18 protein-coding genes are annotated in these 21,806 nt (G+C 59.7%); 8 read left to right on the top strand and 10 right to left on the bottom strand.

Going from position 1 to position 21,806, the window contains the following annotated elements; genetic code table 11:
* The 6 genes from EN749_RS38195 to EN749_RS09990 all read left to right on the top strand — a co-directional run.
* On the top strand, positions 1-276 hold a 276-nt coding region (locus tag EN749_RS38195), incomplete at its 5' end, for a hypothetical protein (protein ID WP_245491329.1).
* Between the two features lie 564 nt (positions 277-840).
* Positions 841-3,534: an AMP-binding protein gene (locus EN749_RS10010; protein ID WP_348629343.1), complete on the top strand. Its 2,694-nt coding sequence runs from the start codon at positions 841-843 to the stop codon at positions 3,532-3,534.
* The gene (nadE, locus tag EN749_RS10005) at positions 3,531-4,514 is read left to right on the top strand and encodes an NAD(+) synthase (protein WP_281061695.1); all 984 of its coding nucleotides are present in this window, start codon (positions 3,531-3,533) and stop codon (positions 4,512-4,514) included. Before EN749_RS10010 ends, nadE begins: the two co-directional genes overlap by 4 nt.
* Positions 4,515-4,517: 3 nt before the next feature.
* Entirely contained in the window at positions 4,518-6,539 is a 2,022-nt protein-coding gene (asnB, locus tag EN749_RS10000; RefSeq protein ID WP_128363039.1) for an asparagine synthase (glutamine-hydrolyzing), read from the top strand.
* Positions 6,536-8,089, top strand: coding sequence for an AMP-binding protein (locus tag EN749_RS09995; RefSeq protein ID WP_164873901.1), 1,554 nt, complete (start codon positions 6,536-6,538; stop codon positions 8,087-8,089). The genes asnB and EN749_RS09995 overlap by 4 nt, the downstream gene beginning before the upstream one ends.
* Before the next feature lie 40 nt (positions 8,090-8,129).
* Entirely contained in the window at positions 8,130-8,396 is a 267-nt protein-coding gene (locus EN749_RS09990; RefSeq protein ID WP_127398978.1) for an acyl carrier protein, read from the top strand.
* Positions 8,397-8,454: 58 nt separating this feature from the next.
* On the opposite strand, the gene EN749_RS09985 is transcribed toward EN749_RS09990, so the two are convergent.
* The 7 genes from EN749_RS09985 to EN749_RS09955 all read right to left on the bottom strand — a co-directional run bounded on the left by EN749_RS09985 (position 8,455) and on the right by EN749_RS09955 (position 15,428).
* The gene (locus EN749_RS09985; protein WP_164873900.1) at positions 8,455-9,147 is read right to left on the bottom strand and encodes a class I SAM-dependent methyltransferase; all 693 of its coding nucleotides are present in this window, start codon (positions 9,145-9,147) and stop codon (positions 8,455-8,457) included.
* A gap of 114 nt (positions 9,148-9,261) precedes the next feature.
* Positions 9,262-10,473 (bottom strand): polysaccharide biosynthesis/export family protein, encoded by a 1,212-nt coding sequence (locus EN749_RS09980; RefSeq protein WP_245491327.1) that lies wholly within the window; start codon positions 10,471-10,473, stop codon positions 9,262-9,264.
* 37 nt (positions 10,474-10,510) lie between these two features.
* Positions 10,511-11,770 (bottom strand): hypothetical protein, encoded by a 1,260-nt coding sequence (locus EN749_RS09975; protein ID WP_128363037.1) that lies wholly within the window; start codon positions 11,768-11,770, stop codon positions 10,511-10,513.
* On the bottom strand, positions 11,767-12,771 hold the full coding sequence (locus EN749_RS09970) for an SDR family NAD(P)-dependent oxidoreductase (protein WP_128363036.1): 1,005 nt from the start codon (positions 12,769-12,771) through the stop codon (positions 11,767-11,769). The genes EN749_RS09975 and EN749_RS09970 overlap by 4 nt, the downstream gene beginning before the upstream one ends.
* 87 nt (positions 12,772-12,858) lie before the next feature.
* Positions 12,859-13,533, bottom strand: coding sequence for a sugar transferase (locus EN749_RS09965; protein ID WP_127320481.1), 675 nt, complete (start codon positions 13,531-13,533; stop codon positions 12,859-12,861).
* Entirely contained in the window at positions 13,530-14,666 is a 1,137-nt protein-coding gene (locus tag EN749_RS09960; protein ID WP_127382237.1) for a DegT/DnrJ/EryC1/StrS aminotransferase family protein, read from the bottom strand. The genes EN749_RS09965 and EN749_RS09960 overlap by 4 nt, the downstream gene beginning before the upstream one ends.
* Positions 14,667-14,705: 39 nt before the next feature.
* Positions 14,706-15,428, bottom strand: a complete 723-nt coding sequence (locus EN749_RS09955; protein ID WP_127396530.1) for a sugar phosphate nucleotidyltransferase — start codon at positions 15,426-15,428, stop codon at positions 14,706-14,708.
* Between the two features lie 510 nt (positions 15,429-15,938).
* On the opposite strand from EN749_RS09955, the gene EN749_RS09950 reads away from it, so the two are divergent.
* The gene (locus tag EN749_RS09950) at positions 15,939-16,613 is read left to right on the top strand and encodes a response regulator transcription factor (RefSeq protein WP_127382236.1); all 675 of its coding nucleotides are present in this window, start codon (positions 15,939-15,941) and stop codon (positions 16,611-16,613) included.
* Here the strand turns inward: EN749_RS09950 and EN749_RS09945 are convergent.
* Positions 16,606-18,348 (bottom strand): PAS domain-containing protein, encoded by a 1,743-nt coding sequence (locus EN749_RS09945; protein WP_127396529.1) that lies wholly within the window; start codon positions 18,346-18,348, stop codon positions 16,606-16,608. The genes EN749_RS09950 and EN749_RS09945 overlap by 8 nt on opposite strands.
* 396 nt (positions 18,349-18,744) lie before the next feature.
* Between EN749_RS09945 and EN749_RS09940 the strand changes: the two genes are divergently transcribed.
* A complete protein-coding gene (locus EN749_RS09940) occupies positions 18,745-19,269 on the top strand; it encodes a helix-turn-helix transcriptional regulator (protein ID WP_023808947.1) in 525 nt (174 codons plus the stop codon).
* A gap of 81 nt (positions 19,270-19,350) precedes the next feature.
* On the opposite strand, the gene EN749_RS09935 is transcribed toward EN749_RS09940, so the two are convergent.
* Positions 19,351-20,391, bottom strand: a complete 1,041-nt coding sequence (locus EN749_RS09935; protein WP_127267494.1) for a glycosyltransferase family 2 protein — start codon at positions 20,389-20,391, stop codon at positions 19,351-19,353.
* Positions 20,388-21,755 carry a lipopolysaccharide biosynthesis protein gene (locus tag EN749_RS09930; RefSeq protein ID WP_128363034.1) on the bottom strand — a complete coding sequence of 456 codons (1,368 nt, stop codon included), beginning with the start codon at positions 21,753-21,755 and terminating at the stop codon, positions 20,388-20,390. Before EN749_RS09930 ends, EN749_RS09935 begins: the two co-directional genes overlap by 4 nt.
* Positions 21,756-21,806 lie beyond the last annotated feature (51 nt).

Below are 21,806 nucleotides of genomic sequence, written 5' to 3'. Positions count from 1 at the left end.
ACATTAGATATCTCTTATGGAAGTTGCGAAATGCCGCTGTGTCAGAATCTATGCCCTCTTGAAATGACGTTCAAATGCCCGCGTTGCGGATTGGCTTTGCTGAAACCCGGGCGCTGGTTTCAGGTTGCATCCAAATATCGCTGCGAGGGGTGTCACAGCGAAATCCGGATTACTTATCCCGACAAGATTGCACTGTTCCAGAAGCATGCGGCGCAGCGCGAGGCTCCACCTTCGCCAAAGCATAGCTCAGTCCTGACCAAGTCATTCAGCGGCTAGGCCATGGTCCTGCCCGGGGGCGGCGGGGCGAGGCAGGGTTGCCTGTTGCATGGAACGAAATCCGTTCCCTGCGGTTGGAAGGTCATGCCTCCAGCTACACGCAATTGAACCGGCCATGCCCTGCAGTCAGGAGCAGTGATGCAAACATACCTGGTAGAGCAAATGGAAGGGGACGACGTGGTTGCGGCGAGTAATGTCAATGCGTCCAGCCCGTTCACGGCGGCGACTATATCAACAGGACGCCAGGTTACCCTGAGGACATGGGAAAACAACTGGGTTCGTGTCACGGATGAGCTTGGAGGGGAAGTATTCGCATACTGCTTCGTTTCAGGCACTGGCGAAGCGGACCGCAGCGCACAGCCCGACACTTCGGTAAGGTAGCACAGCCGAGCGAGCGCAGGCTGGCATGCTCAACTTCGAACGATTTAAGCGATCAAGACCGCCTCGCGCATCATCCGAATGATTGATGAAAAGATCATGCCGCGGGGCGATAAGCGGCAACAATCCTAGCGTGGGGCCCTTATGTCTCTGGCGCATTTAGAATCTTCGAGGGCGATTCAAACGGTGCAGGCTGACTACCAAGCGGTGGTCTCTTGTCGATGGTCAAAAGTTCCCGATCATGCTCTTGACGAGGGCGGGCCCGTTCTACGCCTGCATCAACGGATGGGAACTGGCTTCGTCGATATTCCGGTCTTTGATCACCTGAGGGAAATCGCCGGGCGTTATTCCGAGAAATTAGCCGCCAGCGACGGCACCAACCGACTGACCTATTCCGAGCTTTTTCGGGCGGTCGAGGCCTTGGCCAGCCGGATTGAAGCCGTCGTTCCCGACGGAAATGCGGTTGGAATACTTCAGGCCAACTCGGTCTGGTACACCGTTGCCATGCTGGCCAGCATGGCATCCGGTCGACCGTCGGTGCCGCTTAACGTGCGAGATCCGGACTCGCGCATCAACGAAATCGTCGCCGACGCGAGGCTCTCCGCCATAATTGGCGACAAAGGCCTCCACGGCCTTGATCTGCCCCAGCACGTTGCCCGGATCGAGATAGCGCAATCGTTGCAGGCAACGCTTCGTCCAGCTGGACACCGTACCGTTTCTGTCGATGCACCGGCAATCGTGCTTTATACCTCCGGCAGCACGGGCCGCCCCAAGGGAATTGTCAACAGCCAGCGGAACTTGCTGTGCCGGGTGCAGCAATATGTCGACGCGTGCCACATCAATGCGCAGGATGTTTTCCTGCCCCTGACCGGCCCGGCAACCATCGCCGGTTGTCGGGAAATCCTTGCCGCTCTTCTTACGGGTGCTACGTTGCAGCTTGTGGAGGTCGAAGCCGTGGGCCTGCGCGCGGTTCGCGGCCGCATGCAATCGGAAGGCGTGACGATCACCTATCTGGTGCCGGCATTGCTTCGCGCTCTCCTGGCGGATGAGCCCGCGGACGCCTTTGGTTCACTCAGGGTTGCCCGAATTGGAGGCGAGAAGGTGTCCTCGGCCGACATCCGCCTGGTGCGCAAGGCTGTCCCGCCAACTTGCCTGGTGCAGATCGGCTATTCATCGACGGAAACGACTGGATCGCAGTGGTTCTTGCCGCACGATTGGCCGGAATTCGATTCCTCAGCTCCCGTCGGTTGGCTGCTTCCGGGAATCGGCTTCGCGATTGTCGATGAAGAGGGTTACCCGGTTCAGCCCGGCAAGATCGGAGAACTGTTGATCAGAAGCCCGTATGTCGCACTCGGATATTGGGAAAATGGGGCAGTCGTTCCGTTTGAAATAGATCCCGACGACCAGACGCTTCGTATCTTTGCGACGGGCGATCTTGTGCAAATTGGGAGTGATGGCCTGTTGCGGATCATCGGTCGCAAAGGGCGCCAGATAAAGGTCAATGGGCGGCGCGTTGAGCCGGCCGAACTCGAACGGGTTCTGCGTGGCGCGCCGTCGGTGAAGGATGCCGTGGTTATCGTCACCCCGGCGAATGAACTGGTTGCGTTCGCCGTCCCGCACGGCGGGGCGGGAGCCAGTTTTTGCGACGAGCTGCGCCAACTTGCCAGGACAAAATTGCCGCCGGCGCTTTGCCCGCTGCGGCTCCATGCAAGCGCCGAGATACCGCGACTGGCCAGCGGAAAGATCGATATGGCAACGCTGGCTGCAATCGACCTTTCGGTTCGGGAAACAACGCCCCCACCGCAAATCGCCCATGCGGGAAATGAAGTTCCTGCTCATCAGATAGTACGGCGTGCCTGGACCAAGGTCCTTAAGACGCGGGTCGCCCTGGGGTGCTGGGATGAAGCGGGGGGAGATTCGCTTAAGCTGCTCCATTGCGTGATGGAAATCGAAAGCGCGATCGGGCAGGAGCTCGGATTGGAAGCCTTCACGGTTGGAATGAGCTTCGATGAGATGGTTGCAGCGGTCATTTCCGCTCAAGGAGGCGGAGAGCACGCGCCCGCCTGGAAACACGAGCCTCCGCTGCTTTTCCTTTTCCCCGGTTCGGTCGGCTATGGTCCGAGCCTTGCTTCGTTCGCATCGGCAATAAGCAAGGTCGCCAGGGTGTCTCCCATCAGATATCCGGCCCTGGGCATGATCCTGCAAGGTCAGAACACTGTCGCCGCAATGGTCGAAGCTGCAATCGATCATATCAACCGCGTGCAGCCTACCGGCTGTGTTCGCCTGCTTGGCCACTCGCTCGGAGGAGCGGTCGCTTTTGAGGTTGCCGCGCGTCTGCTTGATCAAGGGCGAGCGGTAGCGTTCACGGGCATTCTGGATACCAGTCTGGTCGGCGAGCGCAGCAAGCGTTGGGAGACCATTACCCGGACATTTCACCGGATCCGAACCAATCGTATATCGGCTAGTCGGGTGGCGTGCCGCGCGCTTGCCAAGGTCGCGGTCAAAATGCACTGCGAATCCCGGCTTGCCAGCTTCCTCGACCGCTATGCCGAGGGTCAGTTCAACCCGACGAGCTTCAGAACCAAACTGGAACTGCAGGAGGTTCTGCGGGCGCGCGCCTTCTTCCAATGGCTGGCAGAACCCAGGCCGATACTGCCGATCACCGGCACCTTGTTCCGTTGCGCGCGGCCCGGAATGCCGCTTGCACTCGGGTGGGACCGGGCATTCGTCCATCTGGACGTCATTCCGATCGCCGGCACTCACATCGACATGGTCGTGGAGCCCCATCTGACCATCAATCGCCCGCTCATCGAAAACGCTGTGACCGAGACCTACTCTTCAGTCGAGTCACGCCAACAGGAGGCAGTGTCATCGACCTGATCGGGGAATTCAGCAGCGATGTGCTGGCGCTCGATGCCCGGCTGGAGATCGATCGCATCGTCGAGACTTTGCGCGAACAGGTTCTCGGCACACAACGGCGTCGCGGAGTGGTCGTCGGGCTCTCCGGAGGCATCGACAGTTCGGTCGTCGCAACGCTGTGCGCACGGGCGTTCGGGAAGGACAAGGTGCTCGGCCTGTTCATGCCGGAGCGCCATTCGTCAGGCGACTCGTTGAGGCTTGGCCGCAGCGTCGCCGGGCAGCTTGGCATCGACACAATCCTTGAAGATATCGAGCCGGCGCTTGAAGGCATCGGCGCCTACGCCCGACAGATCGAGGCCATCCGAACTGCCGTCCCTGGATATGGCGAAGGCTGGAAATGCAAGCTGGTCATGGCATCGGTGCTGGAGAGCAGCGGCCTCAATATCACGCGCCTTACGGTCGAGGATCCGCACGGAAAGATCGACACCGTGCGTCTGTCGCCGGCGGCTTACCTGCAGATCGTCGCTGCCACCAACTACAAGCAGCGGGTTCGCAAGATGACTGAATATTATCACGCGGACCGCCTCAACTATGCAGTGGCAGGCACGCCGAACCGGCTCGAATACGACCAAGGCTTCTTCGTCAAGCAGGGCGACGGCGTCGCCGACGTGATGCCTATCGTCCATCTCTACAAGACCCAGGTTTACCATCTGGCGGAATATCTTGGTATTGACCAGGAGGTGCGAACAAGGCCGCCGACCACGGACACGTTTTCCATGGCGCAAACCCAGGAGGAGTTCTACTTCGCCTTGCCCTATCAGCTGATGGATTTGTGCCTCTACGGCATGAATCACGGAATTTCGGCCGGCGTGGTTGCCGCTGCCGCCGGCCTCACTGCCGCGCAAGTCGAGAAGGTCTATAAGGATATCGTCAGCAAACGCCGCGCTGCACGCTATCTTCACGCACGGCCACAGCTGCCCGCTGCGATGGACAGGGACTGACCCATGTGCGGCATCGCCGGAATTGTGGCGCTGAACGCGGCTGCGGAGCCTCCTTCACGAGCCGCGCTTCTACGAATGGCAGCCGCGCTCTCCCATCGAGGCCCGGACGAGAGCGGCCTTTACCGCGACAGGCGAGCGGGGCTGGCGCATACCCGCCTGTCGGTCATCGATCTCTCGACCGGACAGCAGCCTCTTGCCGACACAGGCAATACCACCTGGATCGTCTTCAACGGCGAGATCTTCAATTACGTCGAGCTGCGTGACCAGCTCATAGCCCTGGGACATCGTTTCCGCACCCGCAGCGATACGGAGGTCGTCGTGCATGCCTACCGCGCCTGGGGTGTGGGCGCGTTCGAGCGGCTGAACGGGCAATGGGCACTCGCCATCTGGGACTCGCTGACAGGCCGCCTCGTCCTGTCGCGCGATCGGTTCGGCATCTGCCCGCTGCATTTGTGCGAACACGCTGGCCGCCTGCATTTCGCCAGCGAAGTTAAGGCCATCTTCGCAGCCGACCCGGCGATACCGCGGGCCTTCGATCCGGCGGGGGTCGACCAGACTTTCACGCTGTGGACGGTCGTACCGCCGCAAGGCGTATTTCAGGGGATACAGGAACTTACCCCCGGCCACGTCCGCATCTACGACAATGGCAGCGTTCGTGAGCACGCTTTCTGGAAACCTTGCTATCCCGAGAGCGAGGACCTGGCCCATGGCACCTTCAGGGGCTCGCTGGAGGATGCGGTGGACGAAGTGCGCGGCGCCTTGCAGGCCGCGACGGCGCTTAGAATGGTCAAGGCGGATGTGCCGGTCGGCTGCTACCTTTCCGGCGGGCTCGACAGCTCACTTGTCGCCATGCTCGGGAGGCGCTTCGCCGGCGCGCCGCTCCAGACTTTCTCGTTGCGTTTTGCTGACGCCGAGTATGATGAAACCCGTTACCAGCGGCTGGTTGCCGGTGCGAGCGGCGGCGAGCACCACGAGGTGATGGTTTCGCGCGGTGACATCGCCGACATCTTCCCGGATGTGATCCGTCACGCCGAGCGTCCGATTCTCAGGACGGCGCCGGCGCCGTTGTTCCTTCTCTCTAGGCTGGTGCGCGAACATGGTATCAAGGTCGTGCTGACCGGCGAGGGGGCCGACGAGATGTTCGCCGGCTACGACCTGTTCCGGGAAGGCAAGGTCCGCCGCTTCTGGGGGCGGCAGCCCGCATCCGCCCGCCGCGCGCGACTGCTGGAACGCCTCTACCCCTATCTGAGCCGCTCGCCGGTCAAGCAGCAGGCGATGGCGCGCCAGTTCTTCGGACACGGTCTTCATGCATTTGGCGCGCCCGGCTTCGCGCATGACACCCGCTGGCGCACCACCAGCGCCATCAAACGGCTGTTCTCGGCCGACATGCATGCCGAAGCGGCGCGCCACGACGCAGTGGCGGACCTGCTCTGCCGTCTGCCCGAAGAGTTTCCACGATGGGGTCCTCTCGCGCAGGACCAGTATCTTGAGATCAGGACGCTGATGTCGGGCTACCTGCTCTCCTCTCAGGGTGACAGGATGCTGATGGCCCACTCCGTCGAGGGGCGCTTCCCGTTCCTGGACGACAGGCTCGTGGCCTTGGCGAATTCGCTACCGGCCGACTACAAGCTGCGCATTCTGGATGAGAAACACGTGCTGAAGCGTGTGGCGAAATCGATCGTCCCCGCGGAAGTCGTGGCCCGCAAGAAGCAGCCCTACCGGGCGCCCAACGCACTTTGCTTCATGGGCGATAGCGCACCCGCCTATGTCCGCGAAGCACTCTCGGAGACTGCCCTGCGCGCGGCGAATGTCTTTGATCCGAACTCGGTCGCGCGCCTGCTGGACAAATGCGCTGCCAAGACCGGCGATGGCGATCTGTCCAACTCGGACAACATGGCGCTGGTCGGCGTGCTGTCGACGCAGCTCCTCCATCAGCAGTTTGTCGCAAGCCGTCCATCAAGCGGGCGTGCGGTCGACCTCAGGATAGATGTCGATCGCCTGCACAGGGAAGAGGTGCTGGTATGATGCATGGCGCCGTCCCTCTGCTGCACGACTACCTCAGCCATTCGGCCGGCCGGCTCGGCGACAAGGTGGCGCTGGTGTGCGGCGGGCACCGGCTCGCCTATGATGAGCTTGAGACACGTTCCAACGCGGTCGCCCATCATCTCGTCACGTCCGGGGTCGCCCCCGGTGACCGCGTCATGATCTTCGCCGACAACACCGTCGAGACCGTGGTCAGCTTCTGGGCGGTTCTCAAGGCGAGCGCCGTTGTGTGCATCGTCAATCCGCTCACCAAGAGCGACAAGCTGGGGTATTTGCTCAACGATTGCCTGCCGGCAGCATTGATCACCGACAAACATTTGCAGGCAATCTTTACTGAACCGGCGCGTAACTGTCCGTCGCTGCGGCGGCTCATCGTCTCCGGTCCGGTGGACGTCGCCGAGCTCCGGGGATTGCCGCATGCCGTGCGCTGGGATGAGGCGGCTGCCGGCCACGGCAAAGCGCCGGCCCGCCGCCGCATCGATATCGATCTCGCAGCCATCATCTACACGTCGGGCTCGACCGGCGAACCCAAAGGCGTGATGCTGACGCACAGGAACATGATGGCAGCCTGCACGTCGATTGCCTCGTACCTCGAACTTGGCGAAGACGATGTGATCCTCAATGTCTTGCCCCTGGCCTTCGACTACGGCCTCTATCAGATGATAATGGCATTCCGTACCGGGGCGCGCTTGGTCCTCGAGCGCTCGTTTGCCTTCCCCGCACAGATACTTGCGATCATCGAAAGGGAGAGAGTTACAGGCTTTCCCGGCGTGCCAACCATCTTTGCCGCGCTGTCGGATCTCAAGACGCTGAAGGCAGATGATTTTGCAAGCATAAGGTATGTCACGAACACTGCCGCGGCACTGCCGCTCAAGCACATTCGCCTGCTCCAGGAACTGTTTGCCGATGCTCGCATCTATTCGATGTACGGCCTGACCGAATGCAAACGCTGCACCTATCTTCCGCCGGAAGATCTTGCTCGAAAACCGTTGAGCGTGGGGATCGCCATCCCGAACACCGAAATGTGGATTGTCGATGAGGATGACCGAAGGGTCGGTCCCAATGTCGTCGGCCAGCTGGTCATTCGCGGGGCAACGGTCATGAAGGGCTACTGGGGTAAGCCGGAGGCTACCGCGAGGAAGCTCAAGCCTGGCCCTTCGCCCGGCGAGCAGGTTCTGTACACCGGCGACTACTGCCGAATGGACGAGGAAGGCTACCTCTATTTTGTCGGCCGCAGCGATGAGATCATAAAATCGCGGGGAGAAAAGGTGGCGCCCAGGGAAGTCGAAAACGTGCTGATGGAAATCCCGGGAGTACGGGAAGCCGCGGTCGTTGGAGTTCCCGACGACCTGCTAGGGCAAGCAGTGAAAGCGTTTGTCGTCATGGAGCAAGGAACGATCATGGGCGAAAAGCAGCTGCGGATGGAATGTCAGAAGCGGCTGGAAAACTTCATGATTCCGAAGTCCATCCAGATTGTGTCCAGTCTACCGATGACGGACACGGGCAAGCTCAAGAAAATAGCGCTTTCATAAAGCGAACACCTGGAAATCATTTGGATCGGAGGCCAATTCAATGCTGAGCACGAACAACAGAATTGACACCTACAGCGATCAGATACGCGCCTTTCTGGCGTCAAACTTCTACGTGGCCGACCCGCGTGCGCTGGAGGTTGAAACGTCGTTGCTCGACCAGGGCATCATAGACTCGACTGGAGTGCTTGAAGTTATCGGCTTCGTCGAGGAGACATTCGGCATCACTGTCGAGGACAATGAACTTCTGCCTGAGAATTTCGATTCCATCCAGGGAATTGCACGTTACGTCCTCAGCAAGGAAAACTGATCGCCGGGCTACGGTTTAAGGGCGTCTTCCCAACCGAGCGCGCAACCCATGGCGCGGCTCATACTGGCGCTTTGGCCCGTGCACAAACCACCCTGGCTTCACCGGCTTTGTTCGCAACCGTGCGAATGCTCTCGTAGGCTTTGGAACGCTCAACCAAATTCATGACTTGCCGGTCCTGGCCAAGCCCAACCTCGAAAAGCAGCATGCCACCTTGCCGCAGATAGCGCCGCGCCTCCTTGATCACCCGCATATGAATGCTCAGGCCGTAAGGCCCGGCAGCGAACGCCTCACGTGGTTCAAGTTCCATCAGGTGCGCGCGGTCGTTTTCGAGCCGCTTCTCGGAGATGTAAGGCGGGTTGCAAACGACCAGATCGATCGTGCCTTCGAGCTCCAGACCCGAGAAGGAATTGAACAGGTCGCCCTGCAGCACCGAAATGCGTCCGGCCAGGCCAAGATGGGCGACATTCCGGCAGGTGGTTTCGACACAGCTGTCAGTGAGATCGCTCGCCCAGACGCGCGCGGTGGGGACCTTGTATCCAATGGCGCAGGCGAGATTGCCCGCTCCGCAGCACATGTCCACGACACGCGGGACCGGCCGATTAAGTTCACGAAGCACATTGAGGGCGGTGCTGCCGAGCAATTCCGTCTCCGGGCGAGGGACGAGCACGCCGGGCGCGACAACCAACTTCAGCCCCATGAAGCCGATGCGGCCGGTGATGTAGGCGCTGGCGACATCTATTTCACCAATCACGACAACCCCGCTTTCTTGATTTGCCCATGCCCGATTTCTCAGGTCGCCCGGGTCTTCATGCCGTGAGGCGAGGCATCAGCCACCGTCGTTCCCGGGTCGGTTCACGTCGCGTAACTACTGGATCGCCGCGCTCTGCAGGTCGCTGCTGAACCTCACCTCGATGGTGTCTCCAGGCGCGACCTCAGTGTCCTGGTCGACCGGTCGACTTCTCGACGCGTCGCCGGCTCCACCGGTTATTGTGATCCGCGCCTGGAAGGTTTCGCCGGCGACCGGCAGTGGAAGAGCGGACGCCCCTGATGGCTGAAGCTTCTGGCTGGCTGCGTGGAGCCTTGCAGTGGTCTCGGCGAGGCGAAGGTCGGTGTCCCTCAACTCGTTCAGAAGGCCGATCCTTCGTTGATTTTCATTGCGTTCCTGCTGCCTGACGAAGTCTTCCTGCTGGCGCCGCGTTCTCATGAGTTCGACCGAGGTCTCGAGCGCCCGGCTCGACGACATCAGCACCGCACGTCTGACATCGGCGAGCCTGCTGTTGGTCAGGTTGCCCGATTCGAACGATTTGGTGACCCGCGCCAGATCGTCCTCATCCTGTTTCACCGCTGCCGCTTCCGTCTGCTCGCGCTTGAGCAGAACCTCGACCTCAGCCTCGGCATCCTTGGCGGTCTTGTCGAGATAGCTTTGCTCCTGTTGAAAATTGTTCAGCGAAATTCTGAGACCCTCCGCTTCCGCCTGCGCGACCGCCGATATCAATACATTCGACAGGGGCGAGCCCTGCGGCGGCTGCATGTCAAATTCTGCCTGGTTCTGAAGTTCGGCGCGGATGCGGGCGCCATGAAAGTAGTCCCTGATGTAATCCCCCCAGATCGACTCGTAGTCGCGTCGCAGATCAACGGGATCAGGTCCGCTTTGGCTTGCCCGCGACCGCAGAAGGCTGAAACCGCCGGCGACCGCAATCGCCTGCCGGACTGTCATGAGTGGCCGGTAAGCCTGCTGCCCTGGCGTCAGCACATCGCCAGTCACGTAGATCGGCCGGTACTCCGCGATCACGGCCGTGACGTCGCTCGGCTTGATGACGATCATTTGCTCCCGTCCATCAGGCAGACGCTGGTGGACGATCTTGGTTGGCAGCACCGCTTCCATGCGCGTCTGCAATTCGGCCGGCGTCAACCCGCCAACCGGGATCATCCCGAACTCGGGCAGCGCGATCGAGCCATCCATCTGGACAACCGCGCGTTGCGTTCGTTCCGCTATGGAGGCAATTCCTATCTCCACCGTGTCGCCGGGGGAGAGCTTGTAAGCCACCGGCGCTTCGGCCGCGGTTGCGCTGCTCAAGGCCAGGCACCCGGCAAGCGCTGCAAAGGAAATTCGGCTAATGAAGGCCATTGATGGCAATCTCCCCTTGTTTCAGATCCTGCTGCTGCGGCCAATCGAGATGGGCGACGAATTCGTAGACCGGCCCGCCCGGCACCCCCCAATTACTCGACCAGATCACTTGCGACCCATCCGGGGACGGGGAGGCGTGTGTCTCGCTCCAATAGTCGAACGGAGCGTTTCGCGTCTGCACGATCCGTCGGACCTCTCGACTGCCGTCGACACGCAGCGCGATCACCTCGCGCGAGTATGGAGCCCAGTCCGGCTGGCTTCGAACCTCCTCGGGATTGCCCCCGTAACTCATGAATGCCCATTCGGGCCTGTCCAAAGCACGCAGCGATGCATGCTCGGCCTCGCCGAACTTCATGAGCGACGTGACCTTTCCATCTGACAGCCGACGCTTGATCACCTGATATTTGTCGGGGCTGGATTTGCTGATTCCGACGTAAATTTCGCTACCGTCCGCGTCGAGAGTCATATCGCCATGGCCGGGCCGATGATGGTCCTTCCACGTCTGGCGCAAGGTGCCGTCGATTGCGAAAATGGCTCGCTGCTCGGTGCCGTCGGCCAGGTTTTGAAAACACAGGATGTTTTCTCCAAGCGGAGAAATGGTGCAGGAACTGGTCGTTCCGCCAACCTTGGCGAGATTGATATCCGGGTATTTCAGACGCCGGTCGAGATCATATGCGAAGACGACGGCAGCTCCATCATCACGGGTCGCGCGTACGGCAATGCGGTTGCCGTCATGACTTGGATTTCCCTTGGACGGGCCGAATTTGAGATCCCGATATTTCGCAGCGGCAAAAATTATGTCCTCACGATTGCTGCGGGGCGCCCAGGTCGAGATCTTCTGATCATCGACACAAATCATCAGGTCCGCGTTTCGAGGGTGCCATTCGCACTCACCCGGCTTGTTGCGATGGAACAAAGGAACGTAGTTTTTCCCGTCGAGGAAGCACATGCCGTTGCAGCCGTTCATGAGGACAAGGAGGCTCTGATCGGCATTCCACGCTTGCGCGCTCGAGTACCGATGACTGCAATATATTTTGCCGCAGACAATTCCTCCGCCAAGAGCTCCGGGCTTGGTGATCCGAGTGAAGCTGGTCCCTGACGCCGGATCAGTTGCAGGTTTCAGGTAAGCGGGCAGATCCATTGCCGGCTCCGTGCCTGCCGCACCGCTCGGCCGGTTTCCGGCTGTGTGCATCGCCAGCAGAGCGGCCATCAGCAGCACAGCTGGTATGAGCCGCGGAAAGGTCATGTCATGTAGCTCATTTCGCGTCGGACGCGGCCTTCGCTAAGGCGCGAGCGCCACCACTCGATGGTCCTCTCTAGACCATCGCGCAGGCTTGTATGCGCCCGCCATCCGACTTTACTTTCAAGGTTCGAGGAATCGGCGAGCAACGCGCGAACCTCGGAGTTCTGCGGCCGCATCCGGCTTTCGTCGCGACGGACCGGTTTCCTGGTGCCACTCAACTCGAGCACCAACTCCAAGACGTCCGAGACACTGACGGCGCGCTGGCTGCCGGCATTGTAGGCATGGCCAAATTCAAGCTCGGCGGCCCCTGCCGCCACAAATGCCGCCGCAGTGTCTTCCACAAAGGTAAGGTCACGGATAGGGCTGGTGTCGCCGACCATGATCGCCGGACAGTTCTCGTCCAGAGCCTGCCTTATGATGGTCGGCACGATGGCCCGCTCGCTCTGGCGCGGCCCGTATGTATTGAACGGTCGCAGGATGACCACCGGCACATCGAAGGACCTGGCATAAGACGCTGCCATCATGTCCGCGCCGATCTTGGATGCGGAATAGGGGGACTGTCCCTGCAACGGGTGGGATTCGTGGATCGGCATGGTCAGAGCGGTGCCATAAACCTCGCTTGTGGACGTATGGACAATGCGCTCGGTTTCCCAGTGGCGTGCCGCTTCGAGGACATTCACGGTGCCCAGCACATTGGTTTCCACATAGGATTGGGCAGCCGCGTAGGAATAGGGAATCGCAATCAGCGCAGCCAGATGAAACACCGCCGCCTGGCCGCGCACGATCCGGTTGATGAACGCGCTGTCACGAACGTCCCCACGAATGCATTGCAACTGGCTTCGAACGTGGTCGGGCAAATCATCCAGCCAGCCATGGCTGTCGAACGAGTTGTAGAGGGCCAGTGCCGTGACATCGGCACCTTCGCGTACCAACGCTTCCGTGAGGTGGGATCCGATAAATCCATCCGCACCGGTGACCAGGACCTTCCTGCCGCGATAGCTCACGACCGTGCACTCCTTCGATCGTGAGAGCCGTCAAACTGGCGAACGAACAACAATCCATTCATGCCAAACTCTCCTCACTTGCCAACTCTACCCACTTGCCGCGGGAGGCAGGGACACGCCGAAAACCGCTCTGAAGCCCCGCATTATCCAGACGAGGTCCGATGCAATCGTGCGCCGCGGATAGTAGGCGAGGTCGATCGTTGCCTTGGCCGGGAACAGGACCTCTCGATAAAACAGGAGCGGATCAAGGGAGGGCGGGTAAAAACAGGCTTCGTGACGGAAGAGAACCTGGGTCGGGCCGAGCAGGCCAGGCTTCCACTGTAGGACAGCTTCATTGCCGCCGCGGAAACAATCGGCGAAGGCAAGGCTTTCCGGCCGCGGCCCGACAATTGCCATGTCCCCCGTGAAAACGTTCCACAGTTGGGGCAGCTCATCAAGTTTCGTTGCCGCGAGAAAACGGCCTACCCGCGTCATGCGGCTGTCATCGTTCATGGTCAGCGCAAGCCCGAAAGGATCGGCTGTTGTCTTGAATTTGCGGAACTTGTACATGCGAAACGGCTTTGCGCCGGCGCCCAGGCGCGTCTGTGCGAAAAACACCGGCCAACCACCTTCGACAAAGAGTGCAACGGCAATCAGGAGCATCAGTGGAGCGAGTACCATTCCCGCTGCTGCAGCGAGGATGATGTCCATCGCGCGTCTGGCAATTCCGTGGCTGGTGCCAGCTACGGCGGGCCGATGCATCGTCACGTCGAGTGCGTTCATGCCGCGGCTCCCGCACGCCCGCTGCTTTCAATCGCGGTGGCTAGTGCAACAACCACCGACTCGATCGCACTTGCCGTAATTTGCGGGTGTAGTGGAATCGTCAGCTCCCGCTGCGCGAAGTCCTCGGTCTTCGGCAAGTGGATTTCAGTGAACATTTGGCGATAAAGCGTCATCTGGTGCACGGGCGTATAGTGGATTGTGGTCTGTATCCCCTTCGTTCGCAGATGGTCGATCACCGTTTGCCGGTCGACGTCATGCGGCAGGAGGACAGGCATGATGTGGTAGGCCGAGGTCCGCGGTTTGCCGAACGGGACTGTCACAGCGGAGCAGTAATCTGCGATCAGACGCCGATAGAGGACGACCAATATGCGCCGGATTTCATTCCATTCCTGCAGATTTTGAAGTTGGACCAAGCCAATAGCGGCGCGCAATTCGTCCATGCGATAATTGAAACCGAGCATCGTCACGTCGTATTGCGGCGTGCGGCTGTTCAGCCGCTGATGTGTGCCACTGGTCATCCCATGTCCGCGAGCCTGGCGGATCGCTTCACGGAGCTGTGCATCCCGGGCGATAACGGCTCCACCTTCCGCGGTGGTCATGTTCTTGTTGCCGTAGAAGCTGAAGGCCGCGGCCGCACCGTAAGTCCCCACCTCCTTAAGGCCGGGAGCATGCGCGGCATCCTCAACGATATGCAGTCCTCGCACACGGGCAAATCTCTGCCATTCTTCCCGGTCGGCAAGATAGCCGGCAAAGTGGACGAGAATGACAGCCTTGGTACGTCCGGTGCACTTGGCTTCCGCGTCGCTTAGGGACATCAGTGGCACTTCGGCCGACTCTATGTCGACGAATACCGGTGTTGCTCCTACGTACAGCACTGCATTCGCGGTCGCCACGAAGGTCAGCGAGGGAACCAGCACTTCGTCTCCGGGGCCGATCCCAAGTCCATGGAGAATGAGATGCAGGGCGGCGGTGCAAGAGCTGACGGCGACGCAATCGACCGCATCATGCACGGCTGCGAAGGCCTCTTCAAAGGCTCTTACCTGGTCCCCCATCGTCAGCCACCCACTGTCGACAACTTTGGCCAGGGCTGCCTTTTCCGGAAAGCCAAGAATAGGAGCGCTGACCAAGAGCATTACGACCTCCTCATGTTGGCGCGGCAGGGCGTTCAGCCCTCAAGCGGCCGCTGCCGAGACCTCGATCGATGCGGACTGCTCTTCCCAGGCAATCGTTTGTGCGTTTTGAAAATCTTCAACGCGTCCGATATCCAGCCAAAGCCCGTCATGTTTGTAGACGTGCACATTCGTGCCGTTTTGCATCATCTGCAGCATGAGGTCGTCGAATCCGAAGGCGATGCCGTCAGGTATAAAACGGAAAACATCTGGATTCATGCAATATATACCCATACTTACCAGATGAGACAGCGTCGGTTTTTCGCGAAATACCTGGACAGTATTGCCGACCTCGTCGATGACGCCGAAGTCCATCTTGATGATGCGGGAAGCTGTGGCTATGGTGACTGGATCCGTATGAGTGCGGTGTGACGCCACAAACCGGCTGAGACTGAGATCGGTAAGTACGTCCCCATTGAGAACAATGAACGGCTCGTCCAGTTCCTCCCTGATCAGGGAGAGCGGGCCAATAGTGCCGAGAGGTTCCAACTCCTGGGTATAGCGTATCCTTAGATTCCACTGTGATCCGTCTCCGCATACGGTGCGGATCAAGTGCCCCAGATAGCCGGTCGTGACGTAGACATCCTGAATGCCGTTCCGTCGCAGCCACTTCAAAAGCAATTCAAGAACCGGTCGAGCACCGATCGGCATGAGAGGCTTGGGCAAGATGGATGTGAAAGGCCGAAGGCGTGTTCCCATTCCACCGCACTGAATGACCGCTTTCATCTCGTCCTCCTGTTGATACGACTGTCGCGGTGTGATGGGTCCAGCCCACCCGGCCGGAAGGTACGCCAGTGTTGGCTTCGCCTCTCCGGAGTGCAGCGATGGTAAGTGGCGCCCGAGAAGGCGTCGTCGTGCATTTGAATGGCACTTTCCCGGCCTTTTGATTTCAATATTCCAGCCGGCAGGGCATGGCGCGGCAGGGCGATCAATCAGCGCTGGGGAGCTGTAGCCGCTCGACTGGCAACTGCTGTGCGCATGTCCGGCGCCGGTAACGACCTTCTCGGAAGGGCATCGCTACCATTCGTACGAAAAAAACACTTCAATATCTGGCCCTGAAATGCGTGCGAGTGTAAGCTATATTAGAAAGTTGAAATATGCGGATGGGCGGCGGCGAGCGTCGACATACGGGGGATCAGCGGGCGGCTGATCTGTGTTGGGTCACCGTACGGTCCATCCAGACGGAGGTTTCGGCAGCTAGGGACACATGCGGGGCTGCCAAAAGGTGGGTGGTTCATGTATCGTATTATCATCGCCGACGATCACGGCCTGTACCGTCGTGGGCTGCGACTGGCATTGATGGCCGGCATGCCAGACTTGGAAATATTCGAAGCGGCGTGTTTTGATACCGTCTTAAGCCTGCTTGAAGATCGGGCGCCCGTCGATCTCGCCATCCTCGACCTGAACATGCCGGGACTGTCGGGTCAGGATGATCTTCGCGACGTCTTACCGGCTCATCCCGACACACGGTTTGCAATTGTTTCGGGGACGGATTCACGCGCCGAGATTCTAACTGCCCTATCGATTGGGCTTCATGGCTATATCGTAAAATCCCAAACGGACGAGGAGGTGGTCCTGGCGGTGAACGAAATCCTGGCCGGCCGTATTTACGTTCCGGCACTTCTTTCACAAAGGCCCAAGGAGTCGGTACGCCTTCCATCCGCGGCTCCCACGCAAATGCCCCACAGGAACACCAGCGTCAACAATCTGGGCAGGCTTACGTCCAGACAGAAGGAAGTCCTCAGGTTGATGGCCGAAGGCTACTCGAACAAAGAGATTGCCCGCTCTCTTGAAATTGCAGAAGCGACGACGAAGATTCATGCCGCCGCCGTCCTGCGCGAACTTGGGGCACGAAATCGGACAGAGGCCGCGGTTCTGCTGAAGACATGGGCCGCCAGAGACGTCAACTAGCGCCGATTGCTTTTGGCGGCAGCCGGACCGAATATTTCAGTCCGTGATCCAGCATCTCAAGCTTGGAAGAGTGGCCCACGATAGGTTCACCGTCAGCTCCAATAATCAACGACCCAAAGCCACGCCGAGCCGAGGTGGAGACCCGGCGCTCTCCCGATTCCGACCATTCAAACACTATGTCGGCGCCGGGCTCTTGGGCTGCGAATTGCCACACGACCTCGATCCGGCCTGCCGGAGTGCCGAGAGCCCCATGCTTCACGGAATTGGTCGTAAGTTCGTGAACGATCATTGCGAAGCTCTCAGCCGAACCCTCTGCCATTTTTACTTCGGGTCCACTGATCGAAATGTTGTGCGTCCCCATATAGGGCTGCAATTCCTGAGCAATGAGGTCACGGAGGGAAGCCGACAGGCTGCCATCGCGTGAAAGAAGCAGATGCGTCGCCTGGAGTGCGCCGATTTTTTCGATCAGTGTCTGCTTGTAACGGGCAATATCGTTGTCGGGGGCACCGACCATATTTACAAGCGCCGTGATCACCGGAAACAGATTGTTGAGCCTATGGCGCTGTTCAAGCATGGCCCGCTCTCGCTTCTTCGCCGCAGCCCGCAGCAGAATGGTTATGCGTCGATCGGTGAGATCCGCGGCGACTCCTATTCGCTGTGCACGACCGTCGCGCAATTCGTCCCGGCCCCGAAGAGCAATCCAGCGGATATGCCCGCCAGCTCGCCTGATGCGGATCTCCGCATCATAGTTGGCGCCTGATGCAAGCTCTCCCGGGGCCGCCAGATTAGGCAAGTCGGCCGGGTGAACGACCGCGGCCAATTCCTGCAATGGACGGCTCGGCGCGGGTGCCAGTCCCATCATTTCCCAGAACGCGGCTGAGCCATTCACGGACCCGCTCTCGAAATCTATACGCCACGTTCCCAATCGGCTGGACGACAGTGCCAGGTCCAACCATTCCTTTTGAGCCTGGAGTGCCTCGCGGGCGGTTCGCTCTCCAGATATATCGTCCACCATTACAAAGATGCTTTGAGGGAGAGCATCGGCTGGCACGGCCAAAGACAGCGCCAATCTTGTCCACAAAACCGTGCCATCCTTTCTCAGGAGACGGATCTCCGAGCCGAAAGAAGTCGTGTCTTTGAGGCTAGTCAACGCTTCCGCCAAAGTGTGGTTGTCGTCAGGATGGACGAGTGCCCTGAGCGGCAGACTCGAAAGCTCCTCCTCGACATACCCTGTCATCTCACAAAGACGTTTGTTGGACCGTTGCAACTCTCCGTTCTCGCTCATGTTGGCAAAGCCAATGGCGGCACGTTCGAATGCCCAGCGATAGCTGTTTTCGGTTGCCTCCAAGGCCACGAGTCTGGCCTCTGCAACCTGCAAAAGGGTGCGGTAGTCCTGCCTCTGCCGGTGGAAAGTCAGGGCGATCATCCCGCCTGCAACCAGCAGCAGAATGGCCCTAATCCAAACCTCGACGTCAATTGGATTGTTCAGGATATCCCGCGCCAACAAGCCGACAGCCGCCATCACAAACGTTGCCGCAAGGGCGACCAGGCGATCTTCGAGATATGAGATGGCAATAATGGTGGGAACAAACTCAAAAAAGCCGATGTCGTATGCCAGAGACGCCGGCAGCGCTGTCTCCACTGCAAGTGTCGCGATCAGGAGCGACATCGAGGCAAGGTGGGTTAGCAACTTGCTTGAGCTGTTCGGGTGCAAACTGAGCGAATGCAAACGCATGTGCCAGATTAGAACCTTCTGACTAGTCCGTCGAGATTAGACCGAAAAGCGTACAGACTAGTCCGACCGCAGGATTGTTCCCCGGGATTGTAGCGCGCATTTTGTCCGATGTCGGGGGCGGATCTGACCGCAACTCTCCAAGCGACCTGACTGACATGTTTAAGGCACCTCCTTTTGACTAGGGGGCGTTGCCGTTTTGCGGGAGGTAAGAAAATGGCATTGGTTGGTAGGCAAGATGATGGAGTTCTTGGTCGCCAATATGGAGGTTTCGGGGGAAAGCCCGTCTCGGCCTTGAGAACGCAGGGTGGCCATAGTTCCGCCTGGCACCAAGCACCACAAAGGTTCGACGGCGTGGCCGTCGAACCAAAGCAGAGCAGCCTTGCATCTGTTGTGGGAATGCTTGATCGCATCGGGTGTGGCTATCTGATCCTGAACAGCGACAGGAAGGTCATGGAGTGGAATTCAGCCGCTCAAAACACCTTGGAGCGCGAGGGCGAGGCAGCTGATACGGCCGGCAAGGTGTCGGTTGCTCTGAGGCGGCTGATCGCAAACGTGCCGGGGAATTTTCTTCCCGGCACGCTTTCATGGGTGGTGATCCGCGGCATGGGCGACAGGCCCTTGATTTTGAACGAGAAGGGCATAGCAACGCCTGACGCGACGAGTATCGTGGCGCTGCTGGATCGTGAAAACAGGTCCGGGCCAAATCCCCAGACGCTGCAAAGAATGTTTGGTCTGACGAGTGCCGAAACGCAACTCGCGCTGCGCTTGGCGCAGGGCGATGCCCCTTTGGAGATAGCCCGCAAGCGGCGCTTGAGCCGGACCACGATAAGGTCACAGCTGGCGTCGCTGTTCGCCAAGACCGAAACTCGGCGCCAGGCGGAACTGGTAGCTCTTCTTGGGCGCATATGCGTCCTGCCGTGAGGTAACGGCCGTACCATGCGCGCGCGCAACAGGCTTGTGCGCGCGCAATCTGTTGCCGGCGTGCTTGCCGCCAGACTCACCCTACCGCCGTCGTGTGCGCACCCGGCCCAATCTTGGGCGGATTGCAAACACGTGGTTAAGCACGTGCCAGCCCGCCACCTTCATGACGGAAGGCCGGAAGATCTGAATCCCGTCCAGGAACGTGGTCAACCAGGACTGCTGGTGGAACCTCATGGGAATACGAGCAACCCGCAATGCCCGCAGCAATGTCTCGGGAGGCGGGAGATGGTTGCGGTCCTTGATGAGATTCCAGTTAAGCTGCTTGACGGCGAGGGTCACTTCGTCGACCTCGCGGAAACTCTTTGACGTTGTAATGCTTGGATGGTTCGTCGCATCGTAAAAGGTAAGCGGATCGCTTATCGCCACCATGTCCCCATGGCTGGCTAGATCGACGAAGAACAGTTGATCCACTCCGGCCGGAATCTCTTTGTGCGTGCGCATCAAGCAGCCGGCACGAATGACGTCGCTGTTGATCAACAATGTGGATGGAATAATCCCCAGGCAGCGTGTCGCACGCACCAGATAGAGGTCCATCAGGCACTGCTGGCTGGAATAAAGCGAGATCGGTTCCTGCTCCTTGGGGACTTGGCGAAATCGCACTCGCTTGTCCTCGATTATGTTTGCCGCTGACGTCATGAAGGCGACTGAGGGGTACTGTTTGGCAACTTCGGCGAATGTCCTGAGTGCACCTGGCGCAAGCCAGTCATCGTCATGCAGCAACTTGATCCATCGTCCGGAGCAAGCCAGCATAGCGTTGTTGGTGTTCTCCACCTGACCGCGACCTCGACTGTTTTCGATAATGCGGATGCGAGGTTCGCTCCGTGCGTAGTCGGTCACGATAGCCCAGGTCTCGCCCTCCGGTCCCTCGTCGTCGCTCACGACCAACTCCCAATCGGAGTAATCCTGGCCCAAGACGCTGTCGATCGCCCTGCGGATCGTATCCGGTCGACGAAAGGTTGGTATCCCGACCGAGATAAAAGGGCGTGACCATGAGACATCGGCCCGGTCATGCTGGGTGACCGCAACTGCCGCTTGAAGGTTGTCAATCGACGACGAATTCATGGTGTTTTTTCCTCGAGACATTCATGTTGGACGCACGTTGCAGCGCCTGCTGGTTGAGGGTCGTGGGTCAACAGGTACAGTGATGCTGCCATTTTCAGAGCGAAACCCGACGCGCCGCCGGCGGCCATGAAATAGATGACGGTGACTGGCTGCCAGCCCGCCTGGGCGCCGGCGAGCAGCGGGCCAAACACGAGAACCGCCCGTGCGAGGTCGATGACCAGTCTTGTTCCTTGCCGCCGTAACAGAGCGGGAACGTCGCTGAGCGGAGTCGACAACGCCTGTGCCGCGCCCATCAGCGCCAGTGCGGTCATGATTTCCGCAGTGGGCATCCAAGGCTCGCCCAGAAGCGGAACGACCACATAAGGCGCGGCGAGGCCGAGCAGCAAGATCGGCACCGCGGTAAAGGCGGCGGCCAGCAGGAGAAGCCCGCGCGCCACACCAAGCAGGTGTCCACGATTGCTGTTCCGGTTTGCTTCGGCGACAAAAACATTGCTGAGCGGTGTGGCGATCAGCGTCACCGGACCGGTGACCAGCCGCGCGGCCACGCCCAAATATCCGGCAAATGCGGTGCCGAACAGCCCGCCGACAAGGACTGCTGGAAGATTGTTGATTGCTATGCTCGCGAGCGTTGCGGGAATATCGAACAGAGGAAATTTGTATTCCCGCCGAGCCTTTTCCAGCACCGCACGCCAAGGTGCCCAGGCGATGCCACGCAAATCCTCCCAACTCATCACCCGACAGCCGATCAGCCCGATGAAGACGAACTGGCTCAGAATATGCGCATGGATCATGGCTTCGCCGCCGAGGTTGGCGATGCCGAAAGCCAATTGCAGTGCAGCCATGCTCGCCGGCAGGATCAGGCGCCCGAGAGCAAAATCGCGCAAAAGCCCGGCACGCAGACTCCAGCAGTTCATGGCTTCGACCAGACCTGCGCCTCCCATTCCAATCGGAATGAGCCAGGCGAGCGAGCCGAGGCGATCGGGAGCAAGGTTCGACAGCATCTGTCCGGCCGAAAAGGCCAGGACGGTCGTCACGAACACAGCCAAGAGAATAAGCTTGACCGTCACATAGGCCTGCGCGCTCCCTTTGACCCCATAGAGCGAAGCCTCGAAGCGCAATGCCGCGACCCCGGCGAGTATATTCACGATCGACAGGTAAATCGTAAAGACGCCGAAATCGGCCGGCGAATAGAGCCGCGCCAAAACCGGGATTGCAGCAAGAAGGGTGAGCTGGCCGACAATCGCCATTGCCGACACTCCGCTTGCCGCACGAATGATCGAGCCGATCGGGCTCGGCCGAACAACGATGATGGCTGTGCCGGCCGCAGGAACCGTCTTGGGTCTCAGAAGGTCGCTTCGTGCCATCGGTTCGCGCTTCCGAGGGAGGCAAATATCGGGGATTGCCGGAGCCTATGA

This window comes from Mesorhizobium sp. M7A.F.Ca.ET.027.02.1.1 (assembly GCF_004022985.1).
In the GTDB taxonomy this organism is placed as follows: domain Bacteria; phylum Pseudomonadota; class Alphaproteobacteria; order Rhizobiales; family Rhizobiaceae; genus Mesorhizobium.
Note: the sequence above shows the minus strand (reverse complement) of the source record. Positions and strands in the feature narration are given on the sequence as shown.

What these genes read in the sequence shown, in the direction of transcription:
- asnB (WP_128363039.1), top strand. Translation starts at nt 4,518, where the DNA reads ATGTGCGGCATCGCCGGAATTGTGGCGCTGAACGCGGCTGCGGAGCCT.
- EN749_RS09995 (WP_164873901.1), top strand. Translation starts at nt 6,536, where the DNA reads ATGATGCATGGCGCCGTCCCTCTGCTGCACGACTACCTCAGCCATTCG.
- EN749_RS09990 (WP_127398978.1), top strand. Translation starts at nt 8,130, where the DNA reads ATGCTGAGCACGAACAACAGAATTGACACCTACAGCGATCAGATACGC.
- EN749_RS09975 (WP_128363037.1), bottom strand. Translation starts at nt 11,770, where the DNA reads ATGACCTTTCCGCGGCTCATACCAGCTGTGCTGCTGATGGCCGCTCTG.
- EN749_RS09965 (WP_127320481.1), bottom strand. Translation starts at nt 13,533, where the DNA reads ATGAACGCACTCGACGTGACGATGCATCGGCCCGCCGTAGCTGGCACC.
- EN749_RS09960 (WP_127382237.1), bottom strand. Translation starts at nt 14,666, where the DNA reads ATGCTCTTGGTCAGCGCTCCTATTCTTGGCTTTCCGGAAAAGGCAGCC.
- EN749_RS09955 (WP_127396530.1), bottom strand. Translation starts at nt 15,428, where the DNA reads ATGAAAGCGGTCATTCAGTGCGGTGGAATGGGAACACGCCTTCGGCCT.
- EN749_RS09950 (WP_127382236.1), top strand. Translation starts at nt 15,939, where the DNA reads ATGTATCGTATTATCATCGCCGACGATCACGGCCTGTACCGTCGTGGG.
- EN749_RS09945 (WP_127396529.1), bottom strand. Translation starts at nt 18,348, where the DNA reads ATGCGTTTGCATTCGCTCAGTTTGCACCCGAACAGCTCAAGCAAGTTG.
- EN749_RS09940 (WP_023808947.1), top strand. Translation starts at nt 18,745, where the DNA reads ATGCTTGATCGCATCGGGTGTGGCTATCTGATCCTGAACAGCGACAGG.
- EN749_RS09935 (WP_127267494.1), bottom strand. Translation starts at nt 20,391, where the DNA reads ATGAATTCGTCGTCGATTGACAACCTTCAAGCGGCAGTTGCGGTCACC.
- EN749_RS09930 (WP_128363034.1), bottom strand. Translation starts at nt 21,755, where the DNA reads ATGGCACGAAGCGACCTTCTGAGACCCAAGACGGTTCCTGCGGCCGGC.